Source organism: Variovorax sp. (genome assembly GCF_965279555.1).
In the GTDB taxonomy this organism is placed as follows: domain Bacteria; phylum Pseudomonadota; class Gammaproteobacteria; order Burkholderiales; family Burkholderiaceae_C; genus Variovorax.
Window position 1 is genome coordinate 2752741 of the sequence record NZ_OZ257247.1, and the last position, 23629, is coordinate 2776369.

21 protein-coding genes and 1 riboswitch are annotated in these 23629 nt (G+C 66.4%); of the genes, 14 read left to right on the forward strand and 7 right to left on the reverse strand.

Annotation, left to right across the window (positions count from 1 at the left end; all coding sequences use genetic code 11):
* Positions 1–2 precede the first annotated feature (2 nt).
* Positions 3–3824 carry a DUF748 domain-containing protein gene (locus ACQY8B_RS13170; RefSeq protein WP_422087107.1) on the reverse strand — a complete coding sequence of 1274 codons (3822 nt, stop codon included), beginning with the start codon at positions 3822–3824 and terminating at the stop codon, positions 3–5.
* A 674-nt stretch (positions 3825–4498) separates the two neighbouring features.
* Here ACQY8B_RS13170 and ACQY8B_RS13175 point away from each other — a divergent pair.
* The 3 genes from ACQY8B_RS13175 (at position 4499) to nrdR (ending at position 7245) form a co-directional block, all read left to right on the forward strand.
* Entirely contained in the window at positions 4499–5332 is an 834-nt protein-coding gene (locus ACQY8B_RS13175; protein WP_422087108.1) for a transglycosylase SLT domain-containing protein, read from the forward strand.
* 39 nt (positions 5333–5371) lie between these two features.
* A riboswitch (ZMP/ZTP riboswitch) is annotated at positions 5372–5497 on the forward strand.
* 41 nt (positions 5498–5538) lie between these two features.
* Positions 5539–6783, forward strand: a complete 1245-nt coding sequence (gene glyA / locus ACQY8B_RS13180; RefSeq protein ID WP_422087109.1) for a serine hydroxymethyltransferase — start codon at positions 5539–5541, stop codon at positions 6781–6783.
* A gap of 18 nt (positions 6784–6801) precedes the next feature.
* Positions 6802–7245 carry a transcriptional regulator NrdR gene (nrdR, locus tag ACQY8B_RS13185; RefSeq protein ID WP_106934830.1) on the forward strand — a complete coding sequence of 148 codons (444 nt, stop codon included), beginning with the start codon at positions 6802–6804 and terminating at the stop codon, positions 7243–7245.
* A 35-nt stretch (positions 7246–7280) separates the two neighbouring features.
* Here the strand turns inward: nrdR and ACQY8B_RS13190 are convergent, their stop codons facing one another.
* The 6 genes from ACQY8B_RS13190 to ACQY8B_RS13215 all read right to left on the reverse strand — a co-directional run bounded on the left by ACQY8B_RS13190 (position 7281) and on the right by ACQY8B_RS13215 (position 13638).
* Entirely contained in the window at positions 7281–7742 is a 462-nt protein-coding gene (locus tag ACQY8B_RS13190; RefSeq protein WP_422087110.1) for a type IV pilin protein, read from the reverse strand.
* 14 nt (positions 7743–7756) lie between these two features.
* Complete coding sequence (locus ACQY8B_RS13195; RefSeq protein ID WP_428745023.1) at positions 7757–11089, reverse strand: pilus assembly protein; 3333 nt, start codon at positions 11087–11089, stop codon at positions 7757–7759.
* Between the two features lie 53 nt (positions 11090–11142).
* On the reverse strand, positions 11143–11757 hold the full coding sequence (locus ACQY8B_RS13200) for a pilus assembly PilX family protein (protein WP_422087112.1): 615 nt from the start codon (positions 11755–11757) through the stop codon (positions 11143–11145).
* A 65-nt stretch (positions 11758–11822) separates the two neighbouring features.
* On the reverse strand, positions 11823–12647 hold the full coding sequence (locus ACQY8B_RS13205) for a PilW family protein (protein ID WP_422087113.1): 825 nt from the start codon (positions 12645–12647) through the stop codon (positions 11823–11825).
* Positions 12644–13195 (reverse strand): type IV pilus modification protein PilV, encoded by a 552-nt coding sequence (pilV, locus tag ACQY8B_RS13210; RefSeq protein ID WP_422087114.1) that lies wholly within the window; start codon positions 13193–13195, stop codon positions 12644–12646. The genes ACQY8B_RS13205 and pilV overlap by 4 nt, the downstream gene beginning before the upstream one ends.
* Entirely contained in the window at positions 13189–13638 is a 450-nt protein-coding gene (locus ACQY8B_RS13215) for a GspH/FimT family pseudopilin (RefSeq protein WP_422087115.1), read from the reverse strand. The genes pilV and ACQY8B_RS13215 overlap by 7 nt, the downstream gene beginning before the upstream one ends.
* Before the next feature lie 276 nt (positions 13639–13914).
* On the opposite strand from ACQY8B_RS13215, the gene ribD reads away from it, so the two are divergent.
* From ribD to ACQY8B_RS13270, 11 genes are all read left to right on the forward strand, one after another.
* On the forward strand, positions 13915–15036 hold the full coding sequence (gene ribD, locus ACQY8B_RS13220; RefSeq protein WP_422087116.1) for a bifunctional diaminohydroxyphosphoribosylaminopyrimidine deaminase/5-amino-6-(5-phosphoribosylamino)uracil reductase RibD: 1122 nt from the start codon (positions 13915–13917) through the stop codon (positions 15034–15036).
* A gap of 131 nt (positions 15037–15167) precedes the next feature.
* Positions 15168–15833, forward strand: coding sequence for a riboflavin synthase (locus ACQY8B_RS13225; protein WP_422087117.1), 666 nt, complete (start codon positions 15168–15170; stop codon positions 15831–15833).
* Complete coding sequence (gene ribBA, locus ACQY8B_RS13230; protein ID WP_081271158.1) at positions 15830–16984, forward strand: bifunctional 3,4-dihydroxy-2-butanone-4-phosphate synthase/GTP cyclohydrolase II; 1155 nt, start codon at positions 15830–15832, stop codon at positions 16982–16984. The genes ACQY8B_RS13225 and ribBA overlap by 4 nt, the downstream gene beginning before the upstream one ends.
* 7 nt (positions 16985–16991) lie before the next feature.
* Positions 16992–17456, forward strand: coding sequence for a 6,7-dimethyl-8-ribityllumazine synthase (gene ribH, locus ACQY8B_RS13235; protein WP_081271157.1), 465 nt, complete (start codon positions 16992–16994; stop codon positions 17454–17456).
* Positions 17453–18010: a transcription antitermination factor NusB gene (nusB, locus tag ACQY8B_RS13240; RefSeq protein ID WP_081271156.1), complete on the forward strand. Its 558-nt coding sequence runs from the start codon at positions 17453–17455 to the stop codon at positions 18008–18010. The genes ribH and nusB overlap by 4 nt, the downstream gene beginning before the upstream one ends.
* Entirely contained in the window at positions 18007–19203 is a 1197-nt protein-coding gene (locus tag ACQY8B_RS13245) for a pyridoxal phosphate-dependent aminotransferase (RefSeq protein WP_422087118.1), read from the forward strand. Before nusB ends, ACQY8B_RS13245 begins: the two co-directional genes overlap by 4 nt.
* The gene (locus ACQY8B_RS13250) at positions 19200–19658 is read left to right on the forward strand and encodes a YbgC/FadM family acyl-CoA thioesterase (RefSeq protein WP_422087119.1); all 459 of its coding nucleotides are present in this window, start codon (positions 19200–19202) and stop codon (positions 19656–19658) included. Before ACQY8B_RS13245 ends, ACQY8B_RS13250 begins: the two co-directional genes overlap by 4 nt.
* Positions 19655–20377, forward strand: a complete 723-nt coding sequence (tolQ, locus tag ACQY8B_RS13255; RefSeq protein ID WP_081271153.1) for a protein TolQ — start codon at positions 19655–19657, stop codon at positions 20375–20377. The genes ACQY8B_RS13250 and tolQ overlap by 4 nt, the downstream gene beginning before the upstream one ends.
* 15 nt (positions 20378–20392) lie before the next feature.
* Positions 20393–20830 carry an ExbD/TolR family protein gene (locus ACQY8B_RS13260; protein ID WP_081271152.1) on the forward strand — a complete coding sequence of 146 codons (438 nt, stop codon included), beginning with the start codon at positions 20393–20395 and terminating at the stop codon, positions 20828–20830.
* Positions 20831–20833: 3 nt separating this feature from the next.
* Complete coding sequence (locus tag ACQY8B_RS13265) at positions 20834–21760, forward strand: energy transducer TonB (protein WP_422087120.1); 927 nt, start codon at positions 20834–20836, stop codon at positions 21758–21760.
* A gap of 86 nt (positions 21761–21846) precedes the next feature.
* Positions 21847–23580 carry a peptidoglycan D,D-transpeptidase FtsI family protein gene (locus ACQY8B_RS13270; RefSeq protein ID WP_422087121.1) on the forward strand — a complete coding sequence of 578 codons (1734 nt, stop codon included), beginning with the start codon at positions 21847–21849 and terminating at the stop codon, positions 23578–23580.
* The last annotated feature ends 49 nt before the right edge of the window (positions 23581–23629 follow it).

Below are 23629 nucleotides of genomic sequence, written 5' to 3' on the forward strand. Positions count from 1 at the left end.
CATCACTTCATGGTGAGGCTGAGCTCGGCGCCCGGCTTCCAGTCGGTGCCGCTGGCGGTGGTGCGCACCGCGCCCAGGAACAGGCGTTCGCTCGGCACGCTCTTCGCAAGCAGGTAGTCGCGCACGGCCGCGCCGCGCTCGACCGCCAACTGCCGCATCGACTCCTCGTCGACCGGCACGCTCGCGAACAGCAGATTCTCCATGTCCTTGAGCGGCAGGTCCTTGGCAAGGCCGACGAGGTTGCGCGGCTTCGTGATGTCCGCGCGCTTGTAGACGGCGGTCAGCAGCTCGGGGTATTCGGCATTGGTAACAGGCGGCACGTCGGTGCCGGCCTGGCCACCGCGCACCGCGACGCGGCGCTTCTCGGCCAGGGTCAGCTGGCGCACGCGCTGGCGCTGGTAGGCATCGCGCTCCTTGTCGAGGCTGGCGGTGCCCACGACCGTCATCTGCAGCGTGGGCCGGTCGGTCAGGGCCTTCGCGACCTTGTCCAGGCTTTCCTTGGCGGCAGTGCTCAGGTCCGAGCTGCCTGCATCGAAGGTAATGGCGCTCGATTCGCCGCTGCCGCCGCCCAGGCCATCGGTCAGCAGGCTGAACGGCGCGGTCACCGCCTTGACGATCAGGTTGACCACGGCCTTCCAGATCAGCGGGCCGACGCTGAATTGCGGGTCGTTGAGCGAGCCGCTCAGCGGCAGGTCGACGTCGATCACGCCGTTGCGGTCGGCCAGCAGGGCCACCGCCAGCTTCACCGGCAGGCTGGCGGGTGCACCCGCCACTTCATCGCCGAACTGCAGCTGGTTGAGCACCAGCTTGTTGGTGGCCGTGAGCTGGCCGTCGGCCGCCACCTTGTAGTTGACGTCCATGCTCATCTTGCCGCGCTCGATGCCGTGGCCGGCGTAGCGCACCGAGTACGGCGACAGCGGCGCGAGGTCGAGGTCGCGCATCTTGGCGGTGATGTCGAGCTCGAGCGGCTTGACCAGCGGATTGAGCTTGCCGGAGATCTCCAGTGCCGCGGTCTGCTGCGCCTTGCCGCGCAGTTCGAGGTCGGCCAGCGCGGGCCGACCGCCCTCGCCCTTCGGCGGATTGGACGAGAACGAACTGAGCTTGCCGGTCAGCTCGCTGAGGTCGGCGGAGTAGTTGGGCTTGACGAACAGGTCGGTGAAGTCGATCTTGCCGTTCACCAGGCTCATCGGGCCGAAGTTGATGACCGGCGCCAGGCCCGTATCGGCCGCGGCCGGTGCGGGCGTCGCCGCGGCGGTTGCCGCCGGCTTGGCGGGTTCGGGCGCGCCGCCGACCATTTCCTCGGCAGACACCGAGCGACCGGCGGGCTTCTGCGCCGCTGCCCGGGCCGTCGTGGTGGTGGTCGCTCCGCCCGGCCCCTTGCGGGTGCTCGCCTCGCCCGCGGCGGCGGCCGCGGCGTTGGCTTCCGCCTCGCCCTTCTTGGTCAGGCTCAGCAGGTTCAGCCGGCCGGTGGGGTCGACGATCACGCGGGCGAAGAAGTCGGTCAGCGTGGTCTCGCGCACGTCGACCGTCGGGGCCACGTTGGGAGCCATGCTGACCTGCAGACCGCGCAGGCTCAGCGTCTTCCAGCTCAGCAACTGGTTGGTGTTGCGGTCGAAGCCCGGCGACTGCGTGAGAGAAACGCTGTTGGCGCGGAAGTCGTCGAGCGCGGTGTCGCCGGCCAGCTTGATGCTCATGCCGGCGGGCGTGGTCGCGTAGCGCACCGTGCCGCGGTAGCTCGCGAAGGCGCGGCGGATGTCGACGTTGAGCGCGTCGGCGTAGTAGGCCTTGAAAGCATGCGCCGGGAACGACGCCACCTCGAGCCGGCCCTCGGCCGCCAGCGGCTTGAGAACGACGTTGCCCTTGTAGTCGAAGCGCCCCGGATCGGACCGCCCGGAGCCGATGCGGCCCGACACTTCCAGCGGGGAAGTCGCGTTCGTTTCGGGGGCGAGCTTTTGGGCGAGCAGCTTGAACGCGGTGACTTCGATCGTCACCGGGGTCGCGGAAGCCTTGTCTGAATAAGAGAGCGCACCGTTGTCGACGGCCAGCTTGCCGATGGTCAGCGCCCAAGGCTTGGTGTTGGCGCCGGGCTGAGGCGCCTCAGCGGCGGCAGGCTTTGGCGCTGCCACCTTGGCTTCGGCTTCCTTGGTGCCGTCGCCGGCCGGTGTCTTGATCCAGCGCTCGAACATCCAGCGCTTTTCGTTGTCGCGCTCGATGCGCACCTTCGGGTTGGTGGCCGTGAACGAAGCCACGTTCAGCGTGTGGTTCGTCATGTCGGCCTCGGCGTCGACCAGCTCGAAGCGCCCGACGCTGGCCAGCGCAGTCTTGGCCTGGGTCAGCGCGAGCCCGTCCGCGGCCAGGCGGCGGGCCTTGAACTTGAGGTTGGGCTGGGCCCAGGCGATGTCGATCTGCCCGCTGAGCTTGCCGTCGAGCGTGGGCTCCAGGCTCTGTGCCAGATAAGGAGCAGCCAGCGACAGCGGCAGCGCATCGACCTCGGTTTCCACGTCGGCCGCCTTGTCGGTGGCGCTGCCCTTGAACTTGAGCGAGGCGCCGGCAATGGCGGTGCTGCCGTTGAACTGGGCTGGCTTGTCCATGGGCCAGGCGACGCCGGTGACATCGAAGCCGAGCTCGGTCACATCGATGGCTGCGGCGGGCTTGACGGTTTCATCCCGCCAGCCGATGCGGCCACCGCTCAGCGCGACCTTGTCGACCTGCACCTTCAGCACCGGCTTTTCGGCGGGCTGGCTGGCCGGCGGACTCGCGGGCGCCGCTGGCAGGGGCGCGGCCTTTTCCGTAGCGCCGGTGGCGGGGTCGGTGGCCAGCAGGTTGAGCTGGCCGGCGGCATCGCGCGCCACCGCCAATTGCGGATTGACCAGCGCGATCTCGCTCAGGTGAAACACCGACTCCAGCGGCCGCACGTCGTCCAGCGCGAGCTTGAGCGACTCGAAAGCCAGCAGGTCGCGCCCGCGCGCGTCGGCCACTTTGGTGGTGTGCGCCTCGACCGTACCGGTGATCTTCAGCCCGTTGGTGGCGCCGTGCTCGAAGCCGATCTTCAGGTCGGCGTCGAGGCTGCCCGCCTGCAGGCGCACCGGCAGTCCGCCCGGGATGTAGCCGAGGTACGGCACCAGGTCGAGCCCCTTGAACTGCACGTGCGCGTCGGTCTTGCGGCTGTCGGCAAAGGGCGTGGTGAGGGCCGCCGAGTCGAACTTGCTGCCGTTGAGCACGAAGGCGAGCTTGGGCTCTGTGTTGATGTCGCGCTTCGAATCGAGGTTGCTCAGGAAAGGCACCTTGAGAACGAAGTCGCGCAGCTCATGCTTGCGCTTGACGGTCTGGTCGTCGAAGTCGACCGAGCCGCCATTGATCGCGATGTTGTAGATGGCAAAGCGCGCCGGCTTGGCCTTCGGGTCGGCGGGCGGGCCGGCCGACAGCTTGGCCAGGATGTCGTCGATGTCGTATTTGCCGTCGGCCTGGTGCGTGAGCAGGATGGCCGGCGCGTCGATGGACACGGCATCGATCACCGGTGCGAGGCGGAAGATGGATTGCAGCTCGGCATCGGCATAGATGCGCTGGATGGCCAACTGCGACTTGCTGCCATCGGCGGTGGCTATGCGCAGGTCGTTCAGCGTGAGCTCCAGCGTCCAGGGCTTGAAGTCGATCTTGCCGACGGTCACCTGCCGGCCTAGCTTCTCGCTTGCAATCTTCTGAAGCTGGCTCTTGGCGATCGGTGGCACTGCCAGCCAGGCGATGACCCAGAAGGCCAACAACGACAGCAACGCGACGATCCCACGCCGCACCCATTTGTTCTGTTTGATCGAAGCTACGTCCATCGCCGGAGTGTGCCGCAAAGACGCGTCAACTCTCCATAGCCGGAGCAACCGCGGCCGCGCTTCGGAAGAAATACCGGAAACACCGGAGAAGCTCCTCTGGGGCGCGCAAAAAAGAAAGCCCGATGGCTCGACGAATGCCTTGCCACCGGGCTTGATGGCGGGCGCTAGACCCATGCCATCGTTTCGCGCGACCGGAAGTTAGTGGTTCCCGCCGTGCTGGCAGCAAGAGATTGCCACCGTGGATCCTCGGTCGTTCGAGCCCTTGACTTGCACCTCGGGCTGCCTGACCTCGGAAAAACGCCTGAAAACCTCAGGCCCGTTCAGATTAGGCGTCTCACCCTTGCTTTGCAAATGCAAATTACAAAGGGATTTCACCTAAGACAAAACACCTCGAAACCACGAACTTTTTAAACAACTATTAGCATAAAGATGCAATTCCTTATGCTTGACCAGGTATTAACCCACGCTAGAATCCGGCCTGCCCTGACTGCCTGACGCAGCAGAGCCTCCCTGAATCCGCTGCCGAATCCCAACCGGCTTGATCAGGTCGCCGCGCTCCTAACCCACCTCCACTCCATGCGCGGAGCCTGATTCGTACCAATCCAAGCGCCGCTGCCTTCATCCATCGCCCTCAACGGCTTTGCGTATCAGGTGCCGCACAGAAAGGAAGAGCGATGAACAAGGCGTTCGATGCCACAGCCCGCGGGCTACGGACCTTCGTGTCCGATGTGGCAGACGGCTTTTTTGAAATTACCCACAACGGGTTTGCACTGGTCGGTCTGGCCATCGTGTTCGCGGCCCTCGCCCTCGTGGCGCGGCCCGACCTGCGCAAGACCGGCGAGGAGCAGCTGATGGGCTGGCTGCAGTCGCGCAAGCCCGCGCCTGAAGCCACCGACCTCGAGCCGACCGCCATCGAGCGCACCACGGCCGCGAGCCCCAGCGACCTGCCCAAACAGCAGGCCGCAGTGGCTTACTGGCTGAGCAAGAAGTACCGCGTGGCCGCCGAGCCGCTGAGCGTGCTGGTGGCCGAGGCCTACGGCATCGGCAAGCGCACGAAGATCGACCCGACCCTGATCCTCGCGATCATGGCCGTCGAGTCCAGCTTCAACCCCTTTGCGCAGAGCCAGGTCGGCGCGCAAGGCCTGATGCAGGTCATGACCCGCGTGCACGGCGACAAGTACGAAAGCGCGGGCGGCACGCTCACCGCCTTCGACCCCGTGACCAACATGCGCGTGGGCGTCAAGGTATTGCAGGAATGCATCGCCCGCGCCGGTTCGCTCGAAGGCGGCCTGCGCTACTACGTGGGCGCGGCCAATCTCGAGGACGACGGCGGCTACGCCGCCAAGGTGATGGCCGAACACGAGCGCCTGCTGCAGGTGGCCAACGGCCGTGCGCCGTCGATCACGCCGCCGGGCGTGCGCGCCCAGCCGCTGCCCGTGGTGGCGCCGGCCAAACCCGAAGAAGGCAGCGAGCCGGCCAAGGTCGCCCTGCTCTCCTCCGTCTCCTGAGGGTTCTCTGGCCGGGTACGGGCAGGCGTGCGCTACACTCGGCCTGTACGCGACTGGCGATAGGCGCAGCACCCTGAAAAGGTGTCCCGCGCTGACGTGGAATACCACTGGGAAGCGTACCGCCTGACCACAACAGGCGTTCAGCCGTTCGCCTGGGCAGCCCTTGTTTGGTTGAAGAACAAGGACCTCGTCTTCAAAGGACTGCCATGTACCAACGCAATATCCTGGTCGAACAGACCGATCCCGAAATCTGGGCCGCCATTCAAGCCGAAAACGCGCGCCAGGAACACCACATCGAGCTGATCGCCAGCGAGAACTACGCCTCGCCGGCCGTCATGGCCGCCCAGGGCTCGCAGCTCACCAACAAGTACGCAGAAGGCTATCCGGGCAAGCGCTACTACGGTGGCTGCGAGCACGTCGACGTGGCCGAGCAGCTGGCCATCGACCGCGTCAAGCAGATCTTCGGCGCCGACGCCGCCAACGTGCAGCCGCATTGCGGCGCATCGGCCAACGAAGCCGTGATGCTCGCCTTCCTGAAGCCCGGCGACACCATCATGGGCATGAGCCTGGCCGAAGGCGGCCACCTGACCCACGGCATGCCGCTGAACATGAGCGGCAAGTGGTTCAACGTCGTGAGCTACGGCCTGGACGCCAACGAAGCCATCGACTACGACGCGATGGAACGCAAGGCGCATGAACACATGCCCAAGCTGATCATCGCGGGCGCGTCGGCTTACTCGCTGCGCATCGACTTCGAGCGCTTCGCCAAGGTGGCCAAGGACGTCGGCGCCATCTTCATGGTCGACATCGCCCACTACGCCGGCCTCGTGGCTGCGGGCGTGTACCCCAACCCGGTGCCGCACGCCGACATCGTCACCTCCACCACGCACAAGAGCCTGCGCGGCCCTCGCGGCGGCATCATCCTGATGAAGTCGCAGCACGAGAAGGCCATCAACAGCGCGATCTTCCCCGGCCTGCAAGGCGGCCCGCTGATGCACGTGATTGCCGCCAAGGCGGTCGCGTTCAAGGAAGCAATGTCGCCCGAGTTCAAGGCCTACCAGCAACAGGTGGTCAAGAACGCCCAGATCGTGGCCGACACCCTGACCCAGCGCGGCCTGCGCATCGTGAGCGGCCGCACCGAAAGCCATGTGATGCTGGTCGACCTGCGCGCCAAGGGCATCACCGGCAAGGAAGCGGAAGCCGTGCTGGGCAGCGCCCACATGACGATCAACAAGAACGCGATCCCCAACGACCCGGAAAAGCCGATGGTCACCAGCGGCGTGCGTATCGGCACCCCCGCCATGACCACCCGCGGCTTCAAGGACGAAGAGGCCCGCATCACCGCGAACCTGATCGCCGACGTGCTCGAGAACCCGCGCGACGCGGCGAACATCGATGCCGTGCGCGCCAAGGTGCACGCGCTGACGAGCCGCTTCCCTGTCTACCGCTGAACTGGAAATCCCGACCGCATGAAATGCCCTTTTTGCGGTCATCTTGAAACGCAGGTCGTCGAGACCCGCGTTTCGGAAGACGCCGACTTCGTCCGCAGGCGCCGCCAGTGCAGCGCCTGCGACAAGCGCTTCACCACCTACGAGCGCCCCGACGTCAATTTTCCGGTCGTCGTCAAGAAAGACGGCAGCCGCGCCGACTTCGATTCGTCGAAAGTGCGCGCCTCGATGATGCTGGCGCTGCGCAAGCGCCCTGTGAGCATCGAGCAGATCGACAACGCCCTGCTTCGCATAGAGCAGAAGCTGCTGGCCAGCGGCCTGCGCGAAATCGACTCGACCAAGGTGGGCGAGCTCGTGATGCGCGAACTCAAGAAGCTCGACAAGGTCGCCTATGTGCGCTTTGCCTCGGTGTACCGCAGCTTTGAAGACGTGGACGAGTTCAGGCAGTTGCTGCGCGACATCTGAGCCTCGCCGGCAACCGCCGCACTCTCACAGACACTTCAACGGTTCCAGCAAAGCTGCACCAGCGCACTCGAAGCGTCTGTGCTGCTGCCCGCCAGCTTGACGCCCTGCTGGTTGATCGTGAGCGTTCCGCATTCGTCGCTGCGCGAAGCCCCGCCTGGAACGGCTTGCAAGGTGTAGCTGGTCGCAGTTCTTGCGGCATAGCTGATGGAATAGTTCGCCGTACCGGACGATGGTGCCTGCCTCAGTCCGGCCGGCAACGCAACGGTCGCCGGGGGATAGCTTCCGTTGGCGGTCATGTAGCGTTCGGTCCACTGCGCCGCCTGCAGCAACTGTTGCTTGGCATCGGCGCGCTTGGCCCGCAGCACGTAGCGCGTGTAGTTGGGATAGGCGATGGCAGCGAGGATGGCGATCACCGCCGTCGCGATCATGAGTTCGATCAGCGTGAAGCCATGCGAGCGACTTTGCTCATGGCACCGTGCCTTGGAATATTTGTTCATGGCTTGCCTCGGCGTCAGTTCGACGACGACATCAGATTGCGCCAGCCGAAGCGGCGCACGATGTCCGGCCGCATCGGCGTCTTGCACGCGCCGGCCGTATTGCAGATCACGTCCTTGCCCTTCTCCCGGCCCTGCGGCTCGAAGACGATGTCGTCCTTGCCGGCGTGATTCCGAAAACCGAGATAGCCGGCGGTGGCGGTCGCCGTGCCGTAGGCAATGCCGCCGGGGGCGGAGCCGCTGAAGAAGTCGATCACCATCGACCAGCCATCGTCGTTGGTGCCCGCGGTGCAATCGAGCGAATTGCCGCCGGCGCCGGGAACGGTGCTCGAGAACAGGGCTGCGCTGCTGCTCAAGGCATCGCCCGGGTAGACGATGCGCTCCCTGGAGGCCGGCAGCTGAAAGTACCAGCCGCGCTTGGCGTGGGAACCGCTGTAGCTCACGCTGTTGTTCGAGACGGTGCGGAACTCGCCACCGTCTTCCTCGACGGTGGCTGCGCCGACGGTCTGCGCCACCAGGTCTGTCAGCACGGCCGTACCGGTGCTTCCGTTGGCCCCGTCCCGGATGCCGTACAGATACTGGCTGGCGGTGCTGCTTTCGTCGCCGACGGCAAACAGCCTTCCCGTGCCGAACACCACCATGTAGCCGCCACGCGGATGACCGACGACCACCGGCGCCGCCGTGATCGGCTGCGTGGCTCCCGCCGCGAACAGCGGCACGTTGTCGAGGCTCGATGCGGTGGCGGCGGAACCCAACGTGGCTTTCCACTTGCGGCTGTCGGGATCGCTCAGGTCGAAGCGCCACATGTTTCCCAGCAGGTCGCCTGCATAGGCAAAGTCGACCTTGCCGTCGCCGTCACGGTCCACCACCCGCGGAGCGGACAGCCCGTTGCCAGCGCCGGCGCCCTGGGTGACGGGAGCGGGGATCTTGAGGATCGACTTGTCGCCGTCGAGGTACTGGATCCACAGCATCGCCTTCTCGCTCGTGCTGTTGTAGCCATTGCCCAGGATCACGGCCTTGCGCCCGTTGTTCAGCGGCGCCACCTGCAGCGCACGCCTGGAAAAAGAGTCGAGCACGGGTTGCTGGAACTGGTGGCCCAGGTCGTCGTCGGAAAGCGCGGTCGTGTCGATCAGCGCCGTCTGGGCCGCCTTGGACTCGTCGATCTCCTGAGGCTTGGTGACGTCGAGCACGAAGTAGCCCTTGCCGCCCGCCCCCAGCGCGCCCACGAGGAAAGACTTCCACGCCCCCACCTTCTGGGCCTCGGTGGTCGTGGCCGTGGCCCCCATATGGATGTCGGCCACGAAGGGACTGCCGTCGACGTAGTACCTGTGTGAATAGCTGCCTTCGCTGAGCCGCTTGAGCCTGGGCGCGGCTGCCGTGCCGTAGAGGCCTTCGGGCACGTAGGCGAACGCTTCCTGGCCGGTGTTTGCGTTGAAGGCGTGCAGCATGCCCTCGTTGGCGCCCACGTAGACCATCGGCGTGCGGGCGACCGAGGCGAATTTGGCGTAGGCATCGTTGGTGAAGCCGCTGTTGGGCTGCCCCGTGTACCAGACGCTGGAGCCGACGATGTCGCCGAGCACATGGCCGCGCTTGCGCAGTTCCAGGCCAGCGCCCTCGTTGCTGCGGTCTCCGCGCAGGAAGTCGAGCACGGCCCGCCCAAGGGCAGTGTCTTTGTCATCGGTGCTGGTGCTTCCCTTGAGCGCGGCCTTTTGCGCATCGCTCAGGCTCGCCCACCGGAACGGCACGCCGGAACCGGCGGCCGCGGCGCCCGAGAAACTGAGCACCTTGCGATTGCTGTCGTGCGCGCCTGCCGCCGCCATGCGGGCGTCAAGCAGGTCACGTGCCGACCATTCGGCCGTGTCCGACAGCCGGCCATTGGTGCCGAACCTGGTGGCGGTGAGCATGCCGGACCAGTCGGCCGTGTCGTAGCCGGCCTGGTAGACCGCCGTGCCGGCCGACACCCTGGAGGCACTTGCAGCAATGGAGGCCGGAGACAGGCGGGTGTCGAGAAGGATCTGCCCGAGGATGGAGCTGAAGGCATCGCTGAGTGCCTGCGCATTCGAGGCTGGCGTGAAGGTGCCGCGGCCGTTGAGGGCGGCATGCCAGAGGTCCATGCGGACAGCGGCAATGTTGGCGGCCCGTTCGTGGGAATAGCCACCAGTACGCCAGTAGGGGGGTCGGGTTGTGACGGAGCCATCGGGCCCGGAGGTTTCCGTCGCGTGCAGCGTGTTCGCGAGCGGGTTCGCCCATCGGATCGTGCCGTCGACCAGGCTTGCATAGTCACCGCTGTAGGTCGGCTTCGACGCCGCCGCCGAAATGGCCGGCGCCCCCGTCCACGACGACGCAGCGCCAAAACCGATGGTATGGGTCGTCAGGTGCTGCCAGGTGGCCGGATCGTTCCTGGGGTTCCAGTACTCGGGGATAGTCGCCGCGCCTATCGCCACGTTGCCGCCTTCGGCAATCACACGCTTGAGATTGTTCGGCACGTCCGGCTGCAGATCGCTGGCCCAGTAGTGAAAAGCCATGTCGGCCAGGGTCGGACGATATTCGGCCGTGGGTTTCCAGGCACCGCGCGGACTCTCGTTCCAGTTGGCGACATTGTTGACGGCTCCCGCGTTGTCCCCGTAGGGCGCGCGCGGCAGGTAGACCACGGAGTCGGGCAGGACGCGGCGCGACCCGTCCTCGTTGCCGATGGCCGGCATGCCGAGTTGCGCTGGATCCTGGTTGAACCCGAAGCGGTTGTACTCGCCGTCCGTCATGAGGATATGGAAGGATTTCCGGCAACTCGACTGCGCGGCCCCCTCCACACCCGGGTCGTCCGAATATGGGCTGTATTGGCCGGTGGTCTTCATGTATTCGCCGGCCCGGGTCATCATGGCGTGCAGCGGTGTTCCGCCGTTCGGCGACAACGCATCGACCCAAGCCATGAAATTGGCACGATGCGTACCGTCCAGCGAGCGCATCAGGTTTGCGTTGGCGCGGCCACCAACCAAACATCTGCTGGCCCCATGACTTCCCGCCGAGGTGTCGCCAAAGAAACCGACGCAGCTGCTGTCGTTGCTGTTGCTGTTCATCGCCTGCCAGGAGAGGCGGATCCGGTCGTTGGGAATGTTGGCCGCCGAGAAGTTTTCCCGGAGCGCGGTCTTCAGCGCCTCCATTCGCGAGGGCGTTCCTGCAACGGGCGTATTTCCGTCCGATGCGCGGGACGACCAATTCATGCTGCCCGAGTTGTCGACAGACACGATCACGTTCGGCGCCGGCTCCCTGACGGCGGTATTGCGCGGCGCCTGCGCCAGCGGATATTGCGCGGTGTGGCCGAAGCACTGCGCCAGCATCAGGCCGCACGCCACGGCGGCTCTCGAAAATTCTCTGATGTTTTTCATATTCCTCCCTCTCGCACTACTCAATTCACCTTGGTGACCGGATCCGGGTCGAACGACATCTGCAACTCGACCTGCGTCCCGCCGGCGGTGCTCGCGCTGCGAGCGCCCGTGGCGACTGCGGTGATCCGGTACAACGGGTACTTGCTGTTCTTGCGGTCGATGACTTCGATCCAGTACCTGGCGCCGGCAAGCGCCGGATTGCCGGCGCTGGGAGCCCCGGTGAACTGCCCGTAAGACGCGTGCTTGCTCGCATACGCATCGCGGGTCCAGAAACGGTAAGCCTCGCTGCCGCGTGCAGCCGCCACCGAATCGATCGCCGCGAAGTAGCAGATGCCGCGCTCGCAGCTGTTGGGGCCATCGTTTACGTAGGCGGTCACCCAGCCCGTCTCCCTATCGGGAAAGACGCGGCCATCTTCGGCCTTGCGGCAGCGCGACGTCGATAGTGCCGAACACGCAACATAGGTCTTGCTCGTGCTGGCAAAGGCCAGTTGCCGGATGTCACGTTCCGCGTCCAGCAGTGCCGCTTCCGCGGCCTCGAAAGCGCGTTGATGCTCACGCTGGTTTCCCGCCACGGACTCGAACAACTGGGCCATCCGCGCGCCGCCCACTGCCAGCAAGGCCGAGAGCAGCAGCATGACCAGCACGATGAAAAGCGAGAACCCGCGCTGTGCCCCAGGCACTCGAAGGCACCGGGAGTGCGTCATAGCGCCCCCAGGTTGTTGCGCAGCGCGAACACCGCCGTGTACACGCGCCGCAGCTTGCCGTCGCTGGTGGTCTTCGACGCACCGTCGCAGTCGGTGTAGCCGCCGCCCGGGTTGTTCCTGGAACTGCCCGCCAGTTGCAGGCAGACGCGCACCGTGCGAACCAGGTTGAAGTTCGCAACGCCGGCTGCCGTCACATAGCGCACCACCCGTTCGCTCCCGGCCTCGGCACCAATGCCGTACATGACGTCGAAGCGCTCCACGCCATCGACGATCGGCTGCGGCGTGTTACTGCCGCTGCCCTTGCACTTCAGAACCCCGTCCGCCACGGAAAACTCGCTGGTGATCAATCGGAGGTTGCCCGATGCGGCGGGATTGGCCGGGTCGTACGCATTGGCGGCTGTGCTGCTCGGCCCCTGACCCAGGCAGTCCTTGAAGTGGTCGGGACTCGGCGCATAGCCGACCTTCAGTTTGTCGTTCACCGAACCGCGCGGCGCCTCCTCTCCCTTGATCGCGAAGAAAACCGGCTCGCTCGCCAGATTGGTGTTCTTGTCCGCATTGAAGTTGAAGTAGTACAGCGGTTCGGTGACGTCGATCGGTATGTAGCCCGCCTGCCGGATCTGCTGGCCCAGCAGCCTGAACGCCAAAGCCGACGACTGGTTGAGCGCGTTGACATCGTCGCCCGTCATGGCTGTCGTGCGCGTGCCGAGCATGCCGGCCACGGCAGCCAGCACCACCAGCATGCCGATGATCAATGCGACGAGGAACTCGACCAGCGTGAAGCCGGCCTGCCACGGGCCGGGTGCAAATGCCCTGCTGCTCACGGCTGCGGCACCGCGACGACGACTTCCATGCAGGCCTTGCCGGTCGGGCAGTTCCAGTTCGAGTCCGGTGCGATCGGGTTGGAGACGGCGGGCTCGTTCCACGCGATATGCACGAACAGCAAGCCGCCGACCGCTTCGTTGCTCTGCACGTTTGCCTGTCCGCCCGGCAGCGCGGCCGCTACCGCGCGTTTCCAGTTCCACAGGTCGTTGGCCGCGAGTTGGGCGGCGGTGCAAGTCGCGCTGGTTCCGGCACATAGAGGCTCGGGGGCGGTGGCGCTCGCCGCTGACCAGTTGGCCACGTAGGGACTGTTGGATGCCGCGCCTGCAACAAGGTTGGCACGAATGCGATCTGCCATGTCGCCGGCCAACTGCACCGCGATGTTCTTGTTGCTGGCACCTGCGCTGTCTGCAAGCACGCGCAGCTGGAAGCCGGCCAGCGCCGTCAGGCCAAACGAAAGCAAGAGAATGGCCACCATGGCCTCGATCATCGAGAGGCCTGCCTGCTGCTTTCGCTTCCGACGAGGCTTGCGAACAGGAACGCTCAGCATGAGCCGCTTCCCTTCACCAGCCGAAGGCGCCCGGCAAGCGAAATGCACACCGCAGCAGCATTGGAAGAATCGGCATTTCCCACTGGGTAGAAGCTGAAGCCGGCGAAGCCGGAGGAGTGGCCCATTGGGTCGAAGGACATGGCGCCGGTCGGGCTTTTCTGGACTGCGACCCGCGTGTCGGGGTCTTGCCGCCTGATGATTTCGGCTGCGTCGCCGCTGCCTGCCAGGGTGTCCCAGCCACAACTCCAGTCTCTGCCGGTGCACCCCGTGCGCGCCTGGATGGTCACGGTCTTTCCGCGCCGGGCCGCTTCCGAGCGCGCCTGGCTCACGCTCGCCATCAAGGCCGAAGCCATGCTTTCGACACGGTACTTTTCAGTAAGGCGGCTGAAACCGGGCAGCGCCATTGCCAGGAGGACAGTCATCAATGCGACGACAACCATCATTTCGAAGAGGGTGAAGCCCCCTCGCCTTCCCGCATGGCGCGGGCGTGCTCTCGCGGACGCGCAGAATCCGTTATTCATGTTGTGCGTTCGGCCGCTTCGCACTGCTGTGCCTAGGCGGACCTTCTCCCCTGATTCGATATCCGGAAATTCTATTTTTCAAATTTCTATTGGCTGGCGAATTTCACGACAAACGGTCAAAACAAATAGACCAATGGCTATTTTTCAATTGCCTCAAGAATTCACACTTCAAAAATATTCGAATCAATAAATAAAAAAATGAAAAATCAAACCGCGAATTTGATGATCCAGGCGCTGAATCTCGCGCGTCAGGCCGGCCCGGAGACCGATCCCAATCCGCGCGTCGGCTGCGTCCTGGTGGCCGCCAACGGCACCGTGATCGGCCAGGGCCACACCCAGCAGGTCGGCGGCCCGCATGCCGAAGTCATGGCGCTGCGCGATGCGGCGGCGCGGGGCAATTCAGTCGTTGGCGCGACTGCCTGGGTCACGCTGGAGCCCTGTGCGCACCACGGCCGCACCGGCCCTTGCTGCGACGCGCTGATTGCGGCGGGCGTGAGCCGCGTCGTCGCGGCCCTCGGCGACCCCAACCCGCTGGTCGCCGGCCAGGGTTTCGAGCGGCTGCGCGCCGCAGGCATCGAGGTCGAGGTAGGGCCGGGCGCGGAAGAAGCGCGGGAACTCAACATCGGCTTCCTGAGCCGCATGGTCCGCAAGACCCCATGGGTACGGATGAAGGTCGCCGCGTCGCTCGACGGCAAGACCGGCCTCGAGAACGGCGTGAGCCAGTGGATCACGTCGGAAGCTGCCCGCACCGATGGCCATGCATGGCGGGCTCGCGCCAGCGCGATGCTGACCGGCGTCGGAACCGTGCTCGAAGACAACCCGCGACTGGACGTGCGACTGGTCCAGACCCCGCGCCAGCCGCACCTGGTCGTGGTGGACAGCCGGCTGCAGACGCCGCCTGGCGCGAACATATTCATCGAAGGCCGCGCCGTCTGGATCTACGCGGCCAGCCGCGACGACAAGAAAGCCGAGGCGCTGGAGGCAAAGGGCGCCACAGTCACCTGCCTGCCCAATGCCGACGGCAAGGTCGACCTGCGCGCCATGCTCCAGGACCTGGCGGCGCGCGGCGTGAACGAGCTGCACGTCGAATCGGGCCACAAGCTCAATGGCTCGATGCTGCGCGAAGGCTGCGTCGACGAGCTGCTGGTCTATCTGGCGCCCAAACTGATCGGCACCGGGCTCGACATCGCCAGCCACCTGCACGCAGGCGGTCCGCTGACCTCGCTGGCGGGCGCCCTGCCCCTCGAATTCAAGTCCGTGGACATGCTCGGGCCGGACTTGCGCATCGTGGCCCGGGTCGCCGGGAGGGACGCGTTCTAGCCTTCGGCGCACGAGCGGCCGCCGCCGGGCCGCCCCAAGGCGGGCCGCGCCTCCCCCCGGGGGGGGCGAATTACATGGCGCAAAGCGCCATGAAGAGCCGGGGGGCTCACGATGTCTGCGAAAATGCGCGGATGTTCACCGGAATCATCACCGGCGTGGGGCGCATCGCCGCCATCCACGACCTCGGCACCTCCTCCTCCTACGGCAAAAGACTCAGCATCGAGGCGCCTGACGGCTACCTCGACGACGTCGGGCTCGGCGACAGCATCGCGCTCAACGGCGCCTGCATGACCGTCACCACCCTCGTCCCCGAGCAACGGCAGTTCACCATCGACATTTCGGCCGAGTCGCTCGACAAGACGGCCGGCCTGACCGACGAAGGCGGCCGCATCAACCTCGAGAAGGCCCTGCGCGCCAGCGACCGCCTCGGCGGCCACATCGTGTCGGGCCATGTGGACGGCATCGGCAGCGTGAGCTTCTTCGAGCCGGTCGGCGAAAGCTGGGAGCTGCGCGTGCTCGCACCGCCAGCGCTGGCCCGCTTCCTGGCCTACAAGGGCTCCATCACCATCAATGGCGTGAGCCTCACCGTCAACAAGGTGGACGACATCGAAGGCGGCGCCGAGATCAGCATCAACCTGATCCCGCACACCGTCGAAAACACCTCCCTCGGCGGCCTGAAGGCCGGCTCGAAGGTCAACCTAGAAATCGACACCGTGGCGCGCTATGTGGAGCGCATGCTCCAGGCCGGCGTGCTGGTGCCCCCGTCTTCCACGTATTCCAAGGACACAGCCGAATGAACGCCTCCGTCACGCCGATCGGCGCCCCCCGCGCCGCGCGCGCCCCCGCCCCGATCTCGCCGGTCGAGGACATCGTGGCCGACCTCGCCGCCGGCCGCATGGTGATCCTGGTGGACGAGGAAGACCGCGAGAACGAAGGCGACATCGTCATCGCCGCCGACCACATCACGCCCGAAGCCATCAACTTCATGGCCCGCCATGCGCGCGGCCTCATCTGCCTGACGCTCTCGCGCGAAATGTGCGAGCGGCTGCAACTGCCGCCGATGGTCCAGCGCAACGGCGCCAAGCATTCGACCGCGTTCACCGTTTCCATCGAGGCCGCCGAAGGCGTGACCACCGGCATCTCGGCCGCCGACCGCGCGCGCACCGTGCAGGCCGCCGTGGCGCCCAACGCCGTGGCCGCCGACCTGGTGCAGCCCGGCCACATCTTCCCGCTGCAGGCGGTGGACGGCGGCGTGCTCATGCGCGCCGGCCACACCGAAGCCGGCTGCGACCTCGCCGCGATGGCCGGCTGCTCGCCCGCCTCCGTGATCTGCGAGGTGATGAACGAAGACGGCACCATGGCCCGCCTGCCCGACCTGCAGATCTTCGCGGCCGAGCACAACATGAAGATCGGCACCATCGCCGCGCTGATCGAGCATCGCAGCCGCGTCGAGTCGCTGGTCGAGAAGGTCGGCTGCCGCGAGATCCAGACCAACTGGGGAGCCTTCACCGCCCACGCCTTCATCGACAAGCCCAGCCGCGGCGTGCACCTGGCGCTGGTTCGCGGCAAGTGGGCACCTGAAGACACGGTGTCGGTGCGCGTGCACGAGCCGCTGTCGGTGCTCGACGCGCTCGAAATCAACCGCTCGCTGCACTCGTGGAGCCTGGACGCCAGCCTCTCGCACATCGCCAACGAGGGCAAGGGCGTGGCCGTGCTGCTGAACTGCGGCGAAACCGCCGGCGAGCTTCTGGCCCAGTTCGACGGCACCGCGCGCCCCGCGCAAGCCCCCGAGCGCGGCCGCATGGACCTGCGCAGCTACGGCATCGGCGCGCAGATCCTGCGCGAATGCGGCGTGCACAAGATGAACCTGCTGGGCACGCCGCGTCGCATGCCGAGCATGGCGGCGGGCTACGGCCTCGAGATTGCCGGCTACCTCACGAAAGACTGACCAGACCATGCAAGGCGCAAACAAGGGCGAGAACACGCCACTCAACGGAAAAGGCCTGCGCATCGGCATCGTGCAGGCGCGCTTCAACGCCGACATCACCGACGCGCTGGCCTCGGCCTGCCTCTCGGAACTCGAGGCACTGGGCGTGGCCGCCAACGACATCCACCACCTGCAGGTGCCGGGCGCGCTCGAAGTGCCGGTGGCGCTGCAGGCGCTCGCCGAGCGCGGCGGCTACCACGCGCTGGTGGCGCTGGGCTGCATCATCCGCGGCGAGACCTACCACTTCGAACTGGTGGCCAACGAGTCGGGCGCCAGCGTGAGCCGCGTCGCGCTCGACTACCGACTTCCCATCGCCAACGCGATCCTCACCACCGAAAACCTCGAGCAAGCCGTTGCCCGGCAGACCGACAAGGGCCGCGACGCGGCCCGCGTGGCAGTCGAGATGGCGCAACTGCTGGCCACCCTCTCATGACCGAAGACACCTCCAAGCCCCTCAAGCCCGCGAAGCCCGCCGATGGCGCCAAGCCGCGCCAGTCGCGCGTCGGCCTCACGAGCACCGGCGCGCGCAAGGCTTCGGCCAAGTCGAACCGCAGCCGCGCACGCGAGTTCGCGCTGCAGGCGCTCTACCAGCACCTGGTGGGCCGCAACGACCCGACCGACATCGACCACTTCACGCGCGACCTCGCCGGCTTCCACAAGGCCGACGCCCTGCACTACGACGCGCTGCTGCACGGCTCGATCGAAGGCGCGGAGCAGCTCGACGCGCTGATCCGCCCGCTGCTGGACCGCAAGTTCGAGGAAATCTCGCCCATCGAGCACGCCGTGATGTGGATCGGCGTGTACGAATTCCAGAACTGCCTCGACGTGCCGTGGCGCGTGGTGCTCAACGAGTGCATCGAGCTGGCCAAGGAATTCGGCGGCACCGACGGCCACAAGTACGTGAACGCGGTGCTCAACGGCTTGGCACCGCAGTTGCGCCCGCTCGAAGTGGAAGCGGACCGGGCTTCCGGCAAGGCGAAAGCATGAGGATTTCGACGCGCGCGCAGCGCATCGAGCCCTTCTATGTGATGGAGGTGGCAAAGGCCGCCGGTGCGTTGGCGCGCGAAGTCGCCCACACCGACCGGCCGATGATCTTCCTGAACATCGGCGAACCCGATTTCACCGCCCCGCCGCTGGTACAGGAAGCCGCCGCCCTCGCGGTGCGCGCCGGCGCCACGCAGTACACGCAGGCCACCGGCCTGGACCACCTGCGCGAACGCATCAGCGCCTGGTATCGCCAGCGCTTCAACGTCGACGTGCCGGCCCGCCGCATCGTCGTCACCGCCGGCGCATCGGCCGCGCTGCAACTGGCCTGCCTGGCGCTGATCGAATCGGGCGATGAAATCCTGATGCCCGACCCGAGCTATCCATGCAACCGCCACTTCGTGAGCGCAGCGGACGGCAAGGCCGTGCTGGTGCCGACCACGGCCGAAGAGCGCTACCAGCTCACCGCCGCCAAGGTCGAGGCCGCCTGGACCGACAAGACGCGCGGCGTGCTGCTGGCATCGCCGTCGAACCCGACCGGCACCTCGATCGCGCCAGACGAGCTGCGCCGCATCCACGAGGTGGTGTCGCAGCGCGGCGGCATCACGCTGATCGACGAGATCTACCTCGGCCTCTCGTACGACGACGCCTTCGGCCAGACCGCACTGGCCATCGACGACAACGTCATCAGCATCAACAGCTTCAGCAAGTACTTCAACATGACCGGCTGGCGGCTCGGCTGGCTGGTGGTGCCCGAAGTGCTGGTGCCGGTGGTCGAGCGACTGGCGCAGAACCTCTTCATCTGCGCGAGCACTGTGTCGCAGTACGCGGCGCTCGCCTGCTTCGAGGACGCGAGCATCGCCGAGTACGAACGCCGCCGCGCCGAGTTCAAGGCGCGCCGCGACTGGTTCATTCCGCAGCTGAACGCGCTGGGCCTGAATGTGCCCGTGATGCCCGACGGCGCCTTCTACGCCTGGGCCGACTGCACCGGCTTCGCCGGGAAGCTCGGCATTTCGGGCAGCTGGGACTTCGCCTTCGAGACCATGAAGCGCGCGCACGTGGCCGTGACGCCGGGCCGCGACTTCGGCACGGCCGAGACCGGCAAGTTCATCCGCTTTTCCACCGCCAGCTCGATGGCGCACCTGCAGGAATCCATCGAGCGCCTGCGGGTCATGGCCGAGACTTCGGCCTCATGAGCTACGCGTATGCGATCCGCGTCTACTGGGAAGACACCGACGCCGGCGGCATCGTGTTCTACGCCAACTACCTGAAGTTCATGGAGCGCGGCCGCACCGAGTGGCTGCGCTCGCTGGGCGTCGAGCAGCGCAAGCTGCGCGAGGAAACCGGCGGCCAGTTCGTGGTGAGCGAAACGCAGCTCAAATACCATCGCCCGTCCCGGCTCGACGACGAACTCCTGGTTACAGCCGATCTTCAACAACTCGGCACCGCGTCGTTGATAATCGGTCAGCGCGTGCTATCAAAAACAGAGCAGGAGCGTACCGGTGCCGCGGCACCTGTCTTGCTTTGCGAAGGCACGATCCGCATCGGCTGGGTGGACGCCGCCACCTTGCGTCCAGCGCGCATACCGAAACAAGTCACGGGAACCCTCGAGCGCTACAGCGGCTCCATGACTCAACCTATCAAGCCATGAACCAAGATCTTTCAATCATCAATCTCCTGCTCCATGCGAGCTTCGTGGTTCAACTGGTCGTGCTGCTGCTGGTGATCGTCTCGATCGCCAGCTGGGCCGCGATCATCCGCAAGTACTTTGCGCTGCGCCGCATGCGTGCGCTCAACGACGACTTCGAGCGCGAGTTCTGGTCAGGCACCAGCCTCAACGAGCTTTTCGCCTCCGCCGCGCAGAACGCCAAGTTCGCCGGCCCCATGGAGCGCATCTTCGCCTCCGGCATGCGCGAATACCAGAAGCTGCGCGAGCGCCACGTGAGCGACCCCGCCACGCTGCTCGACGGCGCCCGCCGCGCGATGCGCGCGAGCTTCCAGCGCGAGCTGGACGCGGCCGAGCAGAACCTTTCGTTCCTGGCCACCGTGGGTTCGGTCTCGCCTTATGTCGGCCTGTTCGGCACGGTCTGGGGGATCATGCATGCCTTCACCGGCCTGGCAGCCCTCACACAGGTGACGCTGGCCACCGTGGCCCCCGGCATCGCCGAAGCGCTGGTGGCCACCGCCATCGGCCTGTTCGCCGCCATCCCGGCAGTGGTGGGCTACAACCGCTTTGCCCGCGAGATCGACAAGATCGCCATCGCCCTCGAAACCTACATCGAGGAGTTCTCCAACATCCTGCAGCGCAACCTCTCGGCCAACCCGGCCGCCGGCGGCGCTGCTTCGTCGGTGGCTCCGGCCAACCGCTGAGCGGAGGCGCGACGCATGCCCGCCGTTTCATCCCGGGGCCGAGGACGCCGGACGATCAACGAGATCAACATGGTCCCGTTCATCGACGTGATGCTGGTGCTGCTGATCATCTTCATGGTCACCGCACCGCTCATCACGCCGAGCGTGATCAACCTGCCCACGGTCGACCGCGCCAACAAGCAGCCCGACAAGCCCATCGAGATCGTCATCAAGAGCGATGACGAAGTGCAGATCAAGAAAGACCCGTCCACCGGCACCGGCGGCACGTCGATCCCCATGACGCAGATCGGCACCGCGGCCAAGCAGGCCCAGGGCGGCGACAACGACCGCCCGGTGGTCATCAGCGCCGACAAGTCGGTGAAATACGAGACCGTGGTGAAGGCCATGAACCAGCTCAAGCGCAGCGGCGTCGAGCGCGTGGGCCTGTCGGTCACGACCACGGGCGGCAAATAAGGCATGTCGCTCGCACTGGATCGCCCCGAGTTCGCACCGCCGCAGCAGCGCGGCACGCCGCGCGCCGTCGTGCTGGCCCTCATTGCGCACGGCCTGCTGATTGCCGCGCTCACCTGGGGCGTGCGCTGGAAGAGCGAGGCCGACGAAGGCGCTATAGACGCGGAGCTGTGGTCGTCCACGGTGCAACAGGCGGCGCCCCGCCTGCAGGCACCGCAAGCACCGGCCCCCGTTCCCGCGCCGCCGCCGCCCGCCCCGGCGCTGCCTCCTCCGCCGCCCGTGGCCAAGGCCCCCGAGCCCGCTCCCGCACCCAAGGCGCCCGACATCGCCCTGGAGCGCGAGAAGAAGCTCAAGGAGCAGAAGGAACAGAAAGAGCGCGAACTCGAGCAGCAGCAACAGCAGCTGCAGAAGAAGAAAGAGCTCGAAGCCAGGCAGCGCGCCGAGGACGAGGCCCAGCGCAAGAAGGAACAGCAGCAGAAGCTGGCCGAGCAGAAGAAGCAGCAGGAGGCCGAGGCCAAGCAGGCTGAAGCCAAGAAGGCCGAGGCCGCCGCGAAGCAGGCCGCCGCCGACCGGGCCGCCACGCTCAAGCGCATGCAGGGCCTGGCCGGCGCCAGCGGCAGCGACGACTCCAAGGGCACGGCCATGCGCTCTTCGGGTCCGTCCAGCGGCTATGCAGGCCGCATTGCCGCGGCGGTCCGCCCGAACATCACCTTCCCCGATGCCGACACCGTGAACGGCAACCCGGCGGCGGAGTTCGAGGTGAGCCTGGCACCCGACGGCACCATCGTCGGCGTCAAGCTCAGCAAGTCGAGCGGCCTGCCGGGCTGGGACGACGCGGCCGAGCGCGGCCTGCGCAAGACCGACAAGCTGCCGCGCGACACCGACGGGCGCATCTTCCCGTCGCTGATCGTGTCGCTGCGCCCCAAGCGCTGATCTCTGCTTGCGCCTAATGCGCAGCTAAGAAAACGGGGCCCTTCCGGGTGACTTGCACGTCACCCGGAACTCGATAATCAGGGCTCATGAATCCCAACGGCCGCATCCGCTACGGCAGCAGTCCGCTGCTCGCCAGCCCCACCCCCGTGTGGCGCAGCAAGTTCATCGTGGCCAGCATCGCCTTCGGCTTCATGCTGCTGGCGGCACGCGCGGCCTACGTCCAGATCTTCAACAACGACTTCTTCCAGCACCAGGGCGAAGTGCGCTACCAGCGCACGCTGGAGCTGCCGGCCAACCGGGGCCGCATCCTCGACCGCAACGGACTGATCCTGGCCTCGGACATTCCGGCGCCCAGCATCTGGGCCATTCCCGAGGACATCGAGCGCGACGATCCCGCGGTGCTGGCCAAGCTCCAGCAGGTAGCCAGGCTGCTGGGCATGCCGCAGAAGGAGCTCGACAAGAAGCTGGAAGACGAGGACAAGAGCTTCGTCTGGATCAAGCGACAGGTCGACCAGTCGGTCGCCAAGCAGGTGGCGGCGCTCAACCTCAAGGGCATCTACCTGCGCCGCGACTACCGCCGCCAGTACCCCGAGGGCGAGGCCGCCGCCCACCTGGCCGGGTTCACCAACGTGGAAGACGTGGGCCAGGAAGGCATCGAGCTGGCCTTCAACCAGGAGCTGGCCGGCAAGTCCGGCTCGCGCCACGTGCTGAAAGACCGGCTGGGCCACATCGTCGAGGACACCGAAGACCAGGTGCCGCCCACCGAGGGCCACGACATCCAGCTGAGCATCGACGACCGCGTGCAGTTCGTGGCCTACGAGAAGATCCGCGACGCCGTGGTCACCAACAAGGCGCGTGCCGGCAGCGTGGTGGTGGTCGATGCCCGCACCGGCGAGCTGCTGGCCATGGCCAACTACCCCAGCTACGACCCCAACGACCGCCGCAACCTCACGGGCGAGCAGTTGCGCAACCGCGCCATGACCGACGTGTTCGAGCCCGGCTCGACCATGAAGCCGATCACCGTCGCCACCGCGCTGCAACTGGGCCGCGTCACGCCCAAGACCATCATCGACACCAACCCGGGGCGCATCACCGTGTCGGGCGCGACCATCCACGACGACGAGAACTTCGGCGTGCTCACGGTCGAGGGCGTGATCCAGAAATCCAGCAACGTGGGCGCCACCAAGATCTCGCAGCGCATGTCGGCGCAGGAAATGTGGAACTCGCTCACCGCGGTGGGCCTGGGCCAGAAGCCGCAGACGCCCTTCCCCGGCGCCGTGACCGGGCGGCTGCGTCCGTGGAAGTCGTGGCGCCCGATCGAGCAGGCCACCATGTCCTACGGCTACGGCCTGTCGGCTTCGCTGTTCCAGATCGCGCACGCCTACACGGCATTCGCGCACGACGGCGAAGTGATTCCGGTGAGCCTGCTGAAGAACAACGGCGAGGAGCCGGCCGGCGTGCAGGTGTTCTCGCCACTGGTGGCGAGCCAGGTGCGGCAGATGATGCACCTGGCAGCGGCGCCCGGCGGCACCGCGCCGCTCGCGCAGACCGTGGGCTACTCGGTGGGCGGCAAGACAGGCACCGCGCACAAGCAGGTCGGCAAGGGCTACGCCAGCAACAAGTACCGCGCCTGGTACACCGGCATGTCGCCCATCGACAAGCCTCGCATCATCGTCGCGGTGATGATCGACGAGCCCGGCGCGGGCAAGTACTTCGGCGGCCTGGTCGCGGCGCCGGTGTTCAGCCAGGTGGTACAGCAGACGCTGCGCATCATGAACGTGCTGCCCGACCTGGCCGTGGCGCCGCAGTCGTCGCACTGAGCCCGTCGTCCGGGCGGAGGAAACCGCCCATCCGCCAGAGGCGCCCGAG